Annotated in this window: 12 protein-coding genes and 1 tRNA gene; 7 read left to right on the forward strand and 6 right to left on the reverse strand. The window is 67.0% G+C overall.

The features are described from left to right. Positions 1-64: 64 nt before the first annotated feature. Positions 65-1,405, reverse strand: a complete 1,341-nt coding sequence (locus P0Y41_RS07205; RefSeq protein WP_284063272.1) for a hypothetical protein — start codon at positions 1,403-1,405, stop codon at positions 65-67. A 109-nt stretch (positions 1,406-1,514) separates the two neighbouring features. Continuing rightward, positions 1,515-2,012, reverse strand: coding sequence for a P-loop nucleotide/nucleoside kinase family protein (locus P0Y41_RS07210; RefSeq protein WP_284063273.1), 498 nt, complete (start codon positions 2,010-2,012; stop codon positions 1,515-1,517). Positions 2,013-2,160: 148 nt separating this feature from the next. Between P0Y41_RS07210 and P0Y41_RS07215 the strand changes: the two genes are divergently transcribed. Next, positions 2,161-2,778, forward strand: a complete 618-nt coding sequence (locus P0Y41_RS07215; RefSeq protein ID WP_390215430.1) for a flagellin — start codon at positions 2,161-2,163, stop codon at positions 2,776-2,778. Between the two features lie 496 nt (positions 2,779-3,274). Here the strand turns inward: P0Y41_RS07215 and P0Y41_RS07220 are convergent. Together P0Y41_RS07220 and trmY are read right to left on the reverse strand one after the other, a co-directional pair. Continuing rightward, a tRNA-Pro gene (locus tag P0Y41_RS07220) sits at positions 3,275-3,347 on the reverse strand. A gap of 91 nt (positions 3,348-3,438) precedes the next feature. After that, positions 3,439-4,029, reverse strand: coding sequence for a tRNA (pseudouridine(54)-N(1))-methyltransferase TrmY (trmY, locus tag P0Y41_RS07225; protein WP_284063275.1), 591 nt, complete (start codon positions 4,027-4,029; stop codon positions 3,439-3,441). Between the two features lie 143 nt (positions 4,030-4,172). Between trmY and P0Y41_RS07230 the strand changes: the two genes are divergently transcribed. The 5 genes from P0Y41_RS07230 to P0Y41_RS07250 all read left to right on the forward strand — a co-directional run bounded on the left by P0Y41_RS07230 (position 4,173) and on the right by P0Y41_RS07250 (position 10,435). After that, entirely contained in the window at positions 4,173-5,879 is a 1,707-nt protein-coding gene (locus P0Y41_RS07230; protein ID WP_284063276.1) for an ABC transporter substrate-binding protein, read from the forward strand. Positions 5,880-5,984: 105 nt separating this feature from the next. After that, positions 5,985-6,980: an ABC transporter permease gene (locus P0Y41_RS07235; protein ID WP_284063277.1), complete on the forward strand. Its 996-nt coding sequence runs from the start codon at positions 5,985-5,987 to the stop codon at positions 6,978-6,980. Further along, positions 6,980-7,984, forward strand: a complete 1,005-nt coding sequence (locus P0Y41_RS07240) for an ABC transporter permease (RefSeq protein ID WP_284063278.1) — start codon at positions 6,980-6,982, stop codon at positions 7,982-7,984. Before P0Y41_RS07235 ends, P0Y41_RS07240 begins: the two co-directional genes overlap by 1 nt. Beyond that, positions 7,984-9,138: an ABC transporter ATP-binding protein gene (locus P0Y41_RS07245; protein WP_284063279.1), complete on the forward strand. Its 1,155-nt coding sequence runs from the start codon at positions 7,984-7,986 to the stop codon at positions 9,136-9,138. Before P0Y41_RS07240 ends, P0Y41_RS07245 begins: the two co-directional genes overlap by 1 nt. Further along, entirely contained in the window at positions 9,131-10,435 is a 1,305-nt protein-coding gene (locus tag P0Y41_RS07250) for an ABC transporter ATP-binding protein (RefSeq protein WP_284063280.1), read from the forward strand. The genes P0Y41_RS07245 and P0Y41_RS07250 overlap by 8 nt, the downstream gene beginning before the upstream one ends. A 79-nt stretch (positions 10,436-10,514) precedes the next feature. Here P0Y41_RS07250 and P0Y41_RS07255 read toward each other — a convergent pair whose 3' ends face one another. Together P0Y41_RS07255 and P0Y41_RS07260 are read right to left on the reverse strand one after the other, a co-directional pair. Further along, positions 10,515-11,006 (reverse strand): DUF7974 family protein, encoded by a 492-nt coding sequence (locus P0Y41_RS07255; RefSeq protein WP_284063281.1) that lies wholly within the window; start codon positions 11,004-11,006, stop codon positions 10,515-10,517. Between the two features lie 91 nt (positions 11,007-11,097). Beyond that, positions 11,098-12,735: a gamma-glutamyltransferase family protein gene (locus tag P0Y41_RS07260; protein WP_284063282.1), complete on the reverse strand. Its 1,638-nt coding sequence runs from the start codon at positions 12,733-12,735 to the stop codon at positions 11,098-11,100. A gap of 87 nt (positions 12,736-12,822) precedes the next feature. On the opposite strand from P0Y41_RS07260, the gene P0Y41_RS07265 reads away from it, so the two are divergent. Further along, a complete protein-coding gene (locus P0Y41_RS07265) occupies positions 12,823-13,503 on the forward strand; it encodes a DUF1028 domain-containing protein (RefSeq protein ID WP_284063283.1) in 681 nt (226 codons plus the stop codon). Positions 13,504-13,631 lie beyond the last annotated feature (128 nt).

Genomic DNA, 13,631 nt, shown 5'->3' on the forward strand with positions numbered 1-13,631 from the left:
TAAAAAGGGTGGCAGAAGCCGTGCCGGAGTCGTCGAAAGGATATCGTGGGTCGGAACCGGGGACTCAGCGTCCGAGTCGCGCGCGAACCGCGGTGGCGCCGCCTGCGAGCGCGAGCGCCAGCGACACGAGCGTCAGCCCGACCTGCGTCTCGCCGAACCACACCGGCGCCCACGGCGCGGCCGCGCGGACGCCCACGACGAGCGTCGAGAGCACGGGGACCCCGGTGTCGCCGGTCCCGTCGTCGAGGTTCACGCCGTCGCTCGTCGCCAGCGGGAGGTCGCGTTCGGACCCCTGGAACTCTCGGGGGACGCGATCGGCCTCGTACGGGATGCGGTCGGTCGGGTACGTCCAGACGGCGGTTCCGTTCTCGTTGATCTCGACGACCCGCTTGTTCAGCGTGTCCGTGATCAGCGTGTGGCCGCTCTCCAGGCGGTCGGCGTCGCGGGGCCAGTGGAGCGACTGGCCGTCGACGCTCCTGACGACCCACGCGATCTCCCAGTCCCCGTCGTCGGTCCGGTGGAGTTCGACGACGCGGTCGTTGTCGGAGTCGGCGACGAGGACCGCGCCGTCGCCGAGCCACTGCGGGTTGTGCTGGTGGTCCAGGACCGAGGGATCGCCGCAGCGAACGTCGCCGTCGCCGTCGGTGTCGCGCAGTTGGCCGTTGCCGGTGCAGGAGTCGTCCGAGGAGTTCGACTCGTCCCCGTTGATGATCTCGACGATCTCGCTCCCCCCGTCATCGGTCCGCTCGACGATCACCAGCTGGTTCGCGTTGCGGACGGAGACCAGGAACCGGTCCTCGCCGATGCGGTCGATGTCGTTGATGTGAAGCCAGTCGGTACGGGTCGGGTCCTCGGGCTCGTCGTACAGCTGTGAGGCGTTCCACGTCCACGTCACCTCGCCGTCCTCCACGATCATGATCCGCTCGTGATCCATATCGGTCATGGCGAACCCGCCATCCGGGAGCGGCTCCGCGTCGTGGATCTCGCTGTTCGACTGCGAGCGCACTGGGAAGCTGTACTCCTCGACGACTTCCGCGCCGCCGTCGGCGTCGGGGTCGATTAGTCGGATCCCAGTGTGCGCGCACGGCGACTCGTAGGGACCGCACTCCTCGTAGCCGCTGTCCATGAACCCCGCGAGCACGCGGCCATCCGAGAGCCGCTGCACGTCGAAGTAGCTGTCCGCGGAGTCCTCGCGCCACTCGACGTCGGTGCCGTTGAGCAGGTAGGCGCTGCCGTGTTCGTGCCACCCGGGACCGCCGCCCTGCGACCCCACGAGCGTCGCGCGCTCGGACCCGTCGTCGATGGCGACCGTCGAGCGGTCCGGCGCGACCAGCGCACTCCCGGCGACGGTCAGTCCGAACAGGAGGACGCCCGCGAGGACCAACTCGATCGCGCGTGTTCCCATCGATGAACGCGAGCCATGCGCCGAGCAAAAGCCTTCGGTCTCGCGGTGTCGTCCGGCGACGCCGAGTTGCGGAGTCTGCGACCGCAGAGCACAGGCTTCATAACCGAGTTCAGAACAGGGTCCGCACTCGCGCCAGGGTCGCGTCGAGGTCGCCGGAGTTGTCGACGACGACCGGGTCCTCGACCGGTTCGAACTCCTCACGGAGCAGTTCGTACACGTCGGTGTCCGCGTCAGACGGGTCGTTCTCACGCGATCGAATCCGGGCCTTCGCCGTCTCCTCGTCGCAGCGGACGCGAACGACCTCGACTTCGGCGCCGCGGCGGTCGGCGAGGTCGCGCGCCTCCCGCCGGCGGGACGCCCGACGGAACGTCCCGTCGAGGACGACCGGCTCACCGGCTGCCAGACGGTCCTCCGCGCGGTCGAACACGGCCCGGTACGTCCGCCGCGACTCTTCGTCCGTGTACGACGGATCGGGGAACAACTCCTTCCGGACCACGTCAGTGCGAACGAGCGCGGCGTCGAGGCGGTCGGCGACCGCCTCCGCGACCGTCGACTTCCCGGCCCCCGGGAGTCCGCAGACAACGACGAGGTGCGTGGTGTCCGACATCGAGTTCGTGTGTCGGGTCGCCGCTCGGGACCGAGTATCCGTCGGTTCGCTCTCGATAGAAATCAATTCTGATACCTGGTCCGATAGACAGTATAGTGAGATCTCGGAACGATGGAATACTCCAAGACTGGGAGTGGACAACCACACAATGTTCGAATTTATCACGGACGAGGAAGAGCGCGGGCAGGTTGGTATCGGGACGCTCATCGTGTTCATCGCGATGGTGCTGGTGGCAGCGATCGCCGCCGGCGTCCTCATCAACACCGCAGGCTTCCTCCAGAGCAAATCACAGGAGACCGGACAGCAGTCGAGTAAACAGGTCAGCGACCGCGTGCAGGAGGTCGCCACGGTGGGCAACGTTGACTCCAGTGGGAGTACTAATGTCGTTGATATGGTGAACGTGACGGTGACGCAGGGGCCTGGCGCCGGCGAGATTGATCTGCAGAATGTGACGGTTACATGGATCGGTCCGACGGGTACTTACCAGCTTACTGCACACGAGAACTTCTCCGATCCCGGAGACACGACCGGAGACCACTTCTCGTATACAACTGTCAAGAATTCCGACGGTAGTGGGAGCGTGCTGAACGACGCCGACGACCGGCTCGCACTCGTGTTCGAGGTGTCGGACTTCGCCGGAGCTGGCAATGATCTCAACGAGGGCGACGAGGCGACGATTAAGATCAACACGATGGCCGGTGCGACCACCGAGATCCGTTTCAGCGTGCCCGAGTCGCTCGGGAACAAGGAAGCCGTCGAGCTGTAAGCCGTTTCTCCCCTTTCTCTCGGTTCGCTTCCTCAGGTAGTGACAAAGAGATCAGCGAGCAGGTCGTCGTGTCTCATCGGGCTTCACGACCGCCTGTGAGAGGATGACCCCGAAGGCGGCGGTAGAGCGTGAAGTAGACGAGTCGCACTGGCAGGGAGAGGGAGCGGCTCCGTCGAAGTGGAACCGGGCAACGCGTCTGCGACCGCGATGTCTCTGGCGGAAGCGGTAGCGAGGACGGAGCGTCCGAAGACGACAGTGACGACGAATGCGAGGAAGCAGACGGCGACTGAATCTCAACAGTGAGTTGTCGGTGCGGGATGAGTCAGCGTCTCTCCGCAGTCGAGTACGCGCGAGCGTTTCGGTGCCTGTCGGATGCTCGCGAAGGGCCCGCGAGCCGCCCAGCGAGTGGCGACCGTCTGTGCAGACCGTGCGTTCGATCCGAATCATCCCACAGCCGAGCCTCACCAGTCAGTGGTGAACTGAAATGCGGGAGAAGTGGGCCGGCGCGAATTTGAATCGCGGTTACGGCCACCCGAAGGCCGAAGGATACCAAGCTACCCCACCGGCCCGCACACGAACGGATGCGAGCCGCTCTGTTAAGGCTTCCGAACCCCGAGCAGTCGGCGACCCACAGGGCGACAGCGGTCGGTCGCCGCCGGCTCAGTATCGCGTGTAGCCGTCGGTGTCGAGGTAGTTGTTCGCCACCGCAATCGCGTGGTCCGCGTGGATCGCCTCGGGACCGAGCCTGACCCGTCGGTCGGCGCGCTCGGCGAGGAGCTCGGCCTCTCGGCCGGTGAAATCCGAGTGGTCCGAGAGCACGAACACCGGATCCGCCGGCGGCGACGCCTCCGCGACCGGGGTACCGTTCTCGTGGAGTTGTACGACGGTCCCGTCGAGCGCGTCGAGCGTCTCTGCCAGTCCCATCCGGTACAGTTCGACCCCGGGCGACACCTCGGCGGGCATGTGGCCGATGGCATCCTGGCGTGAGTCGAGCGCGTCCCGGACGCGGGCGGCGGTCGTGCGCTCGTCGGGGTGGAGCCCACGGGCGGTGGCGCCCGAGAACCGGACGGTGTACTCGTCGCCGAGCACGAGGTGGACGCGGCTGTCCTCGCGGATGCCGTGCGAGAGAAACAGGCCGGCGTTGACGCAGCGACACAGCAGGTCGAGGCGCCCCGCCCCGCCCGCGAGATCGTCAAGGTTGAACTCGGGCGTTGTCGGAGCTTCGTGGCCGCAGACGACGAACTGGCGCATGAACGGCATCGGTCCGCAGGGCCAATCGGCGTTCCGATCGCACCTCGAACGATACACCCGACAGACATTACCGCCACCAACAGCAATAAATATAAATAGATGAGCAAACCAAGGTTCCATATCCCACTTTGGGTAGCACAACCATGACAGAAGACGACATCACTCGCGTATTCGACCGGATGAACCGGCGCACGTTCCTGACGGGAACCGGCGCAGCGGGCGTCGCGGCCGTCTCCGGCTGTCTCGGCGGAGACAGCGGCCAAAGTGACGGCGAAACCACCGAATCGGGCTCCGACAGCGGTTCGGACACCGATTCCGACAGCGGCTCGGGCGGCGATTCGGGCAGCATGAGCGGCGGCACGCTCAACCTCGCGCTCGTCAAGAGCCCGCTCGAGTTCGACCCGATCGTGCTCAACGACGTTCCGTCCGACCAAGTGGCCAGCCAGATCTTCGAGGGGCTGTATACGTACGACGAGGGAACCGGCGTCGTCCCCGAACTGGCGACGGGCGAGCCCGAGGTCAACGACGACGGAACCGTGTACACGGTGACGATGACGACGGAGGCGACGTTCTCGAACGGCGATCCCGTCACCCCCGAGGACGTGAAGTACAGCTTCGAGGCCCCGGTCGCCGAGGAGACCGAGAACGCCTCGGAGTTCAACATGATCGACTCGGTCGAGACGGAGGGCGACGACACGATCGTGTTCAACCTGAAGTACCCCTACGGGCCGTTCATGAACACGCTCGCCGCCGGCCGTATCGTCCCGATGTCCGTCCGCGAGGACGACAAGGACGCGTTCAACACGGAGATGCCCGTCGGCTCGGGACCGTTCGTCTTCGACGGCTGGCAGGAGGGCGACTACGTCGATCTCGTCCGCAACGAGGACTACTGGGGCGAGCCGATGGCGAACCTCGAGAAGGTCCACTTCACGCCGATCACGGAGGCGACGACCCGCGTCACCACGCTCCGGAACGGCGAGAACGACGTGGTCGAGGAAATCCCGCCGAAGCTCTACTCCACGGTCCGCGAGATTGAGGACGCGAGCATCGACGAGGTCCCCGGCATCGGCTACTTTTACCTCGCGTTCAACTGCAACGAGGGGCCGACCGCCGACCCCAAGGTGCGTGAGGCGATCGACTACTGCTTCTCGATGGACACGGCCGTCGAGCAGTACGTGGAGCCGACCGGCGTCCGCCAGTACTGCCCGACGCCGGCATCGATCACCGAGGACTGGGGCTTCCCGATCGATGAGTGGGAGCAGATCCCCCACGACAAGAACATCGACGAGGCCGTCGCGCTGTTCGAGGACGCCGGCGTCTCGATGGACTACAACTGGAAGATCATCGTCCCGCCGGACGACAAGCGCGAACAGATCGGCATCTCGGTGTCGAACGGCCTCAAAGAGGCCGGATTCAACAACGTCTCGGTCCAGCGACTGGACTGGGGCGCGTTCCTCGACGCCTACGTCTCGGGCGACGCGGACGACTACAACATGTACACGCTCGGCTGGTCCGGCACCCCCGACCCCGACGCGTTCACCTACTACATGTTCGGCCGCACCGACGACACGCTCGGCGTCACGAACGGGACGTACTACGGCGCCAACAGCCAGCGGGGCAAAGACGCCGCCCAGAAGATCGTCGACGCCCGCCAGTCGGCCGACCGCGAGGAGCGCAAACAGCTGTACACCGAGGCGATCACCACGATCCTCGAGGACCGCGCACACCTGCCCGCGTACAACCTCAAAAACAGCTTCGGCGTGAAAGAGTACGTCAACGACTTCACGTCGCACCCGGTGGACTCGTTCCACCTGGTGACCGACAACAACAACGTCTCGGTCGACAAGTAGTTCCAACCGCGAATCGGGCGGTAACTGACAGGAGCGGTCCCGAAAACCGCTTCCGCGAAGTTATATACCCTCATGCGAAACGAACGCACACGACACTAGAGAGATATGGGACGCGCACAGTACACGATCCGACGGGTCCTGCAGGCGATTCCGGTTCTGCTCGGAGTCGTCACGATCACGTACTTCCTGATGGAGGCGATGCCGGGCGACCCGGTGAGTATCATGCTCGGGCCGTCGCCCAGCGCCCAACAGGCCGCCGCCATCCGGGCGAAGTACGGACTCGACCAGCCGCTGTGGCTCCGCTACCTGAACTACCTCTGGGACGTGGTACAGCTCGATCTGGGAACGAGTCTGTACTACGAAGTTCCGGTCACCCAGAAGATCCTCGAACGGATGCCGGTGACGATACTGTTGCTCGCGTCGAGCTTCACGTTCGCGATCGTCACGTCGATCCCGCTCGGGATCATCTCGGCTCAGCGGCGCAACAAGCCCACGGACCACGTCGCCCGTGTCGTGGCGCTGCTGGGCGTCTCGACGCCCTCGTTCTGGATCGGGCTGGTGCTGATTATCCTGTTTGCCTACCAGGTCAGCTGGTTCCCCGCGACGAACCTCGTGCTTCCGTGGGCGTCGCCCGCGGAGGTGGGCGTCGACAGCCAGTTCGACGTGCTCGTCACGTCGCTGCACCACCTCGTGTTGCCGACGATATCGCTCGGCACGCTCCAGATGGCGGCGCTCACCCGGATCGAGCGGTCGTCGATGCTGGAGGTGCTCGGCGAGGAGTACGTCAAGCTCGCTCGCGCCTACGGCGTCAAGGAGACGACGATCCTCCGCAAGCACGCCTTCCGTAACGCACAGCTCCCGCTGATCACGCTGTTGGGGCTTCAGCTCACCAGCGCCATCGGCGGGGCGGTGTTGACCGAGACCGTCTTCTCCATCAACGGAATGGGGACGCTCATCATCACCGCGATCAACAACCAAGACTTCGCGCTGGTCGTCGGCACGACGCTCGTGCTCGGCTTGGTGTTCGTCGTCGGGGTCATCCTCACCGACCTCTCGTACGCGTACATCGACCCGCGAGTCACCTTCGAGGACGCAGACTGATGGCGACGACAACCGGATCCGACACCGACTCGCGAACCGAGAGCGAATCACAGTCCGTCGAGTCCGACCCGGAACAGCCCGCCGCGAACGTCGGGTGGCGCTACACCGTCTCGCAGGTCCGCCGCGACCCGACGGCGCTTGCGGGGCTGGGAATAATCGGGATCGCGACGCTCGTTGCGGTCATCGCGTTCCTCGATCAGTCCGTCCTTCCGCTGCTCGGGATCGAACAGTACGCCATCGCGCAGGCGGTGTGGATGAGTCCCAACGCCGAGGTCGCCCCGCAGCTGCTGCCGCCGGCGTGGACGACCAACGTCTTCGGCGAGGGCACGTGGGCCCACCCGCTGGGCACCGACGACCGCGGGCGCGACATCCTCTCGCGGGTGTTCTACGGCACGCGAATCGCCATCTCCGTCGGCGTCATCGCGACGACCATCGCGCTGGTTGCCGGGACGGTCGTCGGGTCGGTCGCCGGCTACTACGGCGGTCGCATCGACGACGTGCTGATGCGTGCCGTCGAGACCCTGTACGCCATCCCGTTTCTCGTGCTCGTCATCGTGTTCATGGTCGCGTTCGGTCGCAACCTCACGTTCGCGATGATCGGCGTCGGGATCGCCAACATCCCGACGTTCGCCCGGCTCATCCGCTCGCGGGTGCTGTCGGTGCGCGAGGAGGACTACATCGAGGCGGCACGTGCGGCCGGCGTTCGCGACCGCAACATTATCTTCAGACACGTCATTCCGAACAGCTTCGCGCCCGTCCTGGTACAGGCGACCCTGCAGATCGGCGTGGCGATCCTCATCGTCGCCGGGCTGTCGTTCCTCGGCTTCGGCGCACAGCCGCCCACGCCGTCGTGGGGACAGATGCTCTCGCAGTCGCGCGACTACATGCTCCCCGACCCGTGGTTCAGTATCTGGCCCGGGATGGCGATTCTCATCACCGTTGTCGGCTTCAACCTGCTCGGCGACGGGCTCCGCGACGCCCTCGATCCCCGTATCAACAACTGATGTCCGAACCACTACTCACAGTCGAGAACCTGAAGACCCAGTTCTTCACCGAGGAAGGCACCGTCCGCGCGGTCGACGGCGTGAACTTCGAGGTCAACGAGGGCGAACTCGTCGGCCTCGTCGGCGAGTCCGGGGCCGGCAAGTCGGTCGCCGCCCAGTCGATCATGCGGCTCGTCGAGGAGCCGGGCCGGATCGTCGACGGCACCGTCACGTTCGACGGGAAGAAGCTGGTCGACATCACCGAGACCCCCGACGGTCGGATGGAAGAGTCCGACGAAATGCTCTCGAACCGGGAGATGCGCGAGCAGATCCGCGGCCGCGAGATCGCGATCGTCTTCCAGGATCCCATGGAGTCGCTCAACCCCGTGTTCAAGGTGGGCGCCCAGCTCCGGGAGTTCATCGAGCTGAACCGAGAGGTGGGCGAGTCGGAGGCGAAGCGGATCGCCGTCGACATGCTCCGAGAGGTCGGCATTCCAGAGCCCGAGGCCCGGTACGACGACTACCCCCACGAGTTCTCGGGCGGCATGCGTCAGCGCGTGCTGATCGCGATGGCGCTGGCGTGTGAGCCGCGGCTCATCATCGCCGACGAGCCGACGACCGCGCTCGACGTGACCGTCGAGGGGCAGATCCTCGATCTGGTCAGCGACCTCCAGGAGCGGTACGACACCGCGTTCCTGTGGGTCACCCACGACATGGGCGTCGTCGCGGAGATCTGCGACCGCGTGAACGTCATGTACCTCGGGGAGGTTGTCGAGGAGGCCAAGGTGGACGATCTGTTCCACGACACGAAACACCCCTACACCGAGGCGCTGCTGCGGTCGATGCCTCGCCCCGATCAGGCCGTCGAGTCGCTCGATCCGATCAAGGGGGTGATGCCGGAGGCGATCAACCCGCCATCCGGCTGCCGGTTCCACACGCGCTGTCCGGAAGCGCGGGAGGCCTGCAAGGAGTTCCACCCGGAGTACCACGACGTGAGCGACGCCAGCGAGGCTCCGCACTCGGTGTCGTGTATCAAGTACGAGGCCGTCGGCTACGAGGACAGCGACCCGCTGGAGACGGAGGCGACGGGCGCCTTCGCGGGCGGACTTGCCGAGATGCGGGGCGACGAGGGCGGGGGCGCAACCGGCGTTTCCGGAGGTGGGGCCGATGAGTGAAGCCACCGGGACGGGTCCGCTCGGCGCCGGCGACGGCGAGGCCGACGACGACACGATCCTGAGCGTTCAGGGGCTGACGAAGCACTTCAGTCAGTCCGACGGGATGCTGTCGGCGCTGTTCGACGAGCCCCCCGTTCGCGCGGTCGAGGACGTGAGCTTCGACGTGAAGCGCGGCGAGACGCTCGGGCTCGTCGGCGAGTCCGGGTGCGGGAAGTCGACGCTCGCGCGCACCATCCTCCGACTCATCGATCCCACGGACGGTGCCGTTTACTTCGAGGGCGACAACCTCGCAGAGCTGTCGGGATCGGACCTCCGCGAGCGCCGCCGCGACCTGCAGATGATCTTCCAAGATCCCCAGTCGAGCCTGGACCCGCGGATGAAGGTCGGCCCCATCGTTGAGGAGCCGATGAAAGCGCACGGGCTCTACACGGGCGAACGCGAGGAACGCGCCCGCGAGTTGCTGGAGAAGGTCGGGCTCGACCCGCACCACTACAACCGCTACCCCCACCAGTTCTCCGGGGGTCAACGCCAGCGGATCAACCTGGCGCGAGCGCTGTCGGTCAACCCCGACTTCATCGTCTGCGACGAGCCGGTGTCGGCGCTCGACGTCTCGATCCAGGCGCAGGTGCTCAACACGATGCAGGAGCTGCAAGACGAGTTCGGTCTCACCTACCTGTTCATCGCACACGACCTCAGCGTCATCCGCCACATCTCCGACCGCGTCGCCGTGATGTACCTCGGCCAGCTGGTCGAACTCGCCGAGACCGAGGAACTGTTCGATCACCCGAAACACCCGTACACGGAGGCGCTGCTCGATTCCATCCCGGTCCCGGACCCGCGCGCGACGGGTGCCCGGAGCGTGCTGGAAGGCGACGTTCCCTCGCCGATCGAGCCCCCGTCTGGCTGTCGGTTCCGGACCCGGTGTCCGAAGCTCATCCAGCCGGACGAGTTCACGATGGACGCCGACACGTGGGCGGCCGTCCGGGAGTTCACTCGTGCGGTGGACCGGCGCACATTCGAGGCCGAGGACCGCGGCGCCGTCCGTGCGGAGTTCTTCCCCGACGGACCGCCCTCGGGACGCGCGGGGGACGTCGTCGACGAGGCCCTCGATCGGGTCGCCGACGAGGAGTGGGAAGACGCGGCCGATCAGCTCGTGTCCACGTTCGCCGACGCGAGCATCTGTGCGACCGAAGAGCCGTCGTACGCCGTCGAGCCGACGGTCGGCGACGGTCAGCACTTCGCCGCCTGCCACCTCCACCGCGAGGACGTGGAGGCGCCCGCACCCGCCGACGACTGAGGCGACCGTCGTCGAACGACCGATCGGCGGGAGCGGTCCATTTCTCGAAGGATCAGTCGGGTCACCAGCGACGGCGCCGTCACTCGATACGGAACGTCGTCCGGGCCTCGGGTCGCTCGCGCTCGGTCGCGACGAACGCGCGGATCTCGTGATCCCCGCGGTCGAGCGGCGACGAGCGAACGCCGCGGCCGTCGCGACGGGTCACCCGGCCGTCCCACGTCCACTCGCGGGTCTTGCGCTCGCGGGCGCGAAACGAGAGCACCCCCGAGCCGCCGGGGTCGCGCCGCGGCTCCTCGCTGGCCTCCAGCGCGCCGTCGACTTCCCACCCCCACAGCCGGCGCGACGAAGTCGTCACCGCGACCGGCACGGGGAGGCGATTGCGAATGACGACGCGCACCGACACGGCGTCGTCCGGGGCGTACACCTCGCGGTCGGTGTCGACGGCGATCGAGAGCCCCCGAGCGATCAGCGGCGCCGGGAGGAGGGCGGCGACGGCCGCGCCGAGGTAATCGCGCGTCTCGTCGAAGCCGAGGCGGTCCCGCTCCTCGCGGCTGCGCGGGGACTGTGGCACGGGCGCCAGAAGGACCGAGAGGCGAATGAGGGTGTCGGTTTAACGGGCAGCCGCCGCCCCCTCGTTCGCCGAACGCGACAGCTCGGGGCCGTCAGTACCCCTGCGCGTTGCCGTCCTTTCGGGGTTCGGTCGCCCCCGACAGGACACCGTCTGCGTTGCGGACGATCTGTGCGCCGCCGAACAGCGCCGGGAGGAGCGTCTTCACGTCGTGCCCCTTCCGGACCAGCTTCGCGGCCGTGTCGCCGTCGAAGTGGGGCTCGAGCGCCAGGCTGCCCTCCTCTCGGTAGCGCCATCGGGCGCTGTCGAGCGCCGTCTGGAGCGGCTGGTCGTAATCGACGATGTTCGAGATCAGCTGGACGTGACCCTGCGGCTGCATGTATCCCCCCATCACGCCGAACGCCGCCCAATCGTCCGTCTCCTCGTCGTCGGGCGCGAAGTCCGCCAACGCTGGGATCAGCGTGTGGAACGGGCGTTTCCCGGGCGCTAGCGAATTGGGATGGTCGGGGTCCAGCGAGAACGAGGAGCCGCGGTTCTGCAGCGCGATGCCGGTGTCGCCCGCGACGAGCCCGGAACCGAAGCCGGCGAACCGGGAGTTGATGAAGGAGACGACGTTGCCCTCGTCGTCGGCGACGCACAGCAAGACGGTGTCGGCGTCCTCGGCGTTGGCGTCGGGGACGCCGAAGGTCACGTCGTCGTTGCACTCCTCGCCGACCTCCTGTGCGCGCGTCGCGGCCCACTCCTTGCTCGCCAGCGGCGGGTGCTCCTCGAACGCGGGGTCGGTGATGTAGCGGTGGCCGTCGTGGAACGCGAGCTTCAGCGCCTCCGAGAAGTAGTGGACGCGCTCGGGCGAGTCGTAGGCGTACTCGCCGGCGCCGAGTTCCTCGGCGATGTTGAGCGCCTCTAAGGCGATGAGCCCCTGGTTGTTCGGCGGAAGCTCGTACACCTCGGTCCCGTTGTAGGTGGTCGAGACGGGGTCGGGGAACTCCGGCTCGAAGTCGGCGAGGTCCTCGACGCTGAGGAAGCCGCCCTGCGATTGGACCTCTGCGGCGATCTGCTCTGCGATCTCCCCCTCGTACACCACGTCGGCGCCCTCCTCGGCGATCCGCCGCATCGACTCGCCCAGCTTCGGGAGCGTGACGCGCTGGCCCACGTCCGGTGCCTCGCCCTCGAAGAGGAACGCCTCGCGGGCGTTGTCGGTCTCGAACAGGTCCTCGCCGTGCTGCCACTGCGCGGAGACGACCTCCGAGACCGGGTAGCCGTCGATCGCGTAGCGGATCGCCGGCTGGAGCAGCTCCGAGAGGGATTTCTCGCCGAACCGATCGGCGGTGACCTCCCAGCCGCGGGCGGTCCCCGGAACCGTCACCGCGTGCGCGCCGGTGTCGGGCATCTCGGCGTCGGCGGGGTCGACGTCTTCCTCGTCGGCGACGGCCTCCCGAACCCGGTCGATAGTCGCGTCGGCGGGCGCCGGACCACACGAGCGCATCGCGCCCACCTCGCCGTCTGCGGTGCGATACAGCGCGAACACGTCGCCGCCGAGTCCCGTCGAGGTCGGCTCGACCACGTTCAACGCGGCAGCGGTCGCGACCGCTGCGTCGAAGGCGTTTCCTCCGTCCTCGAGCACGGAGACCCCCGCCTGCGACGCGAGCGGCTGACTGGTAGCCACGACGCCGCGTTGACCGTACACCGTCGATCGGCGGGACGCGAACCGATCGATGTCCGGATTGTCCATACCGCAGGGAATCACCGGGACGGTGAAAACGTGGTACCGAATACTTTCGGCGGATGGGTTTTTTATTCGTCCACGGTACGAATGGTCATGACGTTCTCACTTTGCGTTCGCGCAGCGACCCCCGAGGGACCGGCCTTCGGCGTCGGCGTCGCCACCGACGCGCCGGCGGTCGGTGCGCTCGCGCCGTACGTGAGCCACCGGGGCGCCGTGAGCACCCAGAGCTTCGTCAACGTCCGCCTGGGTCGCCGCGGGATCGCGCTGCTCGACGATGTCGGCGTCGAGTCGGCGCTTCCGGGACTCTTAGACCGAGACGACGACGCCGAACTCCGGCAACTCCACGGCGTCGACGGCGACGGCGGCGCGTTTGCGTTCACCGGCGACGACTGCGACCCGTGGAGCGGCGACCTCGTTCGCGCCGACGACGGCGTCACCGCCGCCGGGAACATGCTCGCGAACGGCGACACGCTCGACGCGGCAGTCGGGGCGTTCCTCGCCGGCGACGACGAGGCCTCGAACGACCCCGTCCCGGACGCCGACCTCGTCCCGCGGCTGCTCGACGCGCTCGATGCGGGCCGCGACGCCGGCGGCGACAAACGCGGGCACTCCTCGGCCGCCGTGCTCGTGAAGGCGCCCAAGACGACCGCGTACCACGACCTCCGCGTCGACGAACACGAGGATCCGATCACAGAGCTCCGCCGGGTGTACGAGGCCGCGGAGGCGGCGAGCGGCGACTTCACCGAGGAGAAGAAAGAACGGATCTTCGACTGACCGAGCCGCCTCGTCGCTGAGTACCATTACGGATACCGCGGCCAGTTGCCCCGTGACGTGAACGTCGACGCGCGGCGGGCAGCGGGTGTACGGCGCACCGTCGCGTGGCTGGGACCGAGCGCCGTCTG

Source organism: Halobaculum halobium, from assembly GCF_030127145.1.
Classification (GTDB): Archaea; Halobacteriota; Halobacteria; order Halobacteriales; family Haloferacaceae; genus Halobaculum; species Halobaculum halobium.

Bases quoted from the DNA above. Each gene is read 5' to 3' on its own strand.
- P0Y41_RS07205 (WP_284063272.1), bottom strand. From the start codon at position 1,405: ATGGGAACACGCGCGATCGAGTTGGTCCTCGCGGGCGTCCTCCTGTTC.
- P0Y41_RS07230 (WP_284063276.1), top strand. From the start codon at position 4,173: ATGACAGAAGACGACATCACTCGCGTATTCGACCGGATGAACCGGCGC.
- P0Y41_RS07235 (WP_284063277.1), top strand. From the start codon at position 5,985: ATGGGACGCGCACAGTACACGATCCGACGGGTCCTGCAGGCGATTCCG.
- P0Y41_RS07210 (WP_284063273.1), bottom strand. From the start codon at position 2,012: ATGTCGGACACCACGCACCTCGTCGTTGTCTGCGGACTCCCGGGGGCC.
- P0Y41_RS07215 (WP_390215430.1), top strand. From the start codon at position 2,161: ATGTTCGAATTTATCACGGACGAGGAAGAGCGCGGGCAGGTTGGTATC.
- P0Y41_RS07265 (WP_284063283.1), top strand. From the start codon at position 12,823: ATGACGTTCTCACTTTGCGTTCGCGCAGCGACCCCCGAGGGACCGGCC.
- trmY (WP_284063275.1), bottom strand. From the start codon at position 4,029: ATGCGCCAGTTCGTCGTCTGCGGCCACGAAGCTCCGACAACGCCCGAG.
- P0Y41_RS07240 (WP_284063278.1), top strand. From the start codon at position 6,980: ATGGCGACGACAACCGGATCCGACACCGACTCGCGAACCGAGAGCGAA.
- P0Y41_RS07250 (WP_284063280.1), top strand. From the start codon at position 9,131: ATGAGTGAAGCCACCGGGACGGGTCCGCTCGGCGCCGGCGACGGCGAG.
- P0Y41_RS07260 (WP_284063282.1), bottom strand. From the start codon at position 12,735: ATGGACAATCCGGACATCGATCGGTTCGCGTCCCGCCGATCGACGGTG.
- P0Y41_RS07245 (WP_284063279.1), top strand. From the start codon at position 7,984: ATGTCCGAACCACTACTCACAGTCGAGAACCTGAAGACCCAGTTCTTC.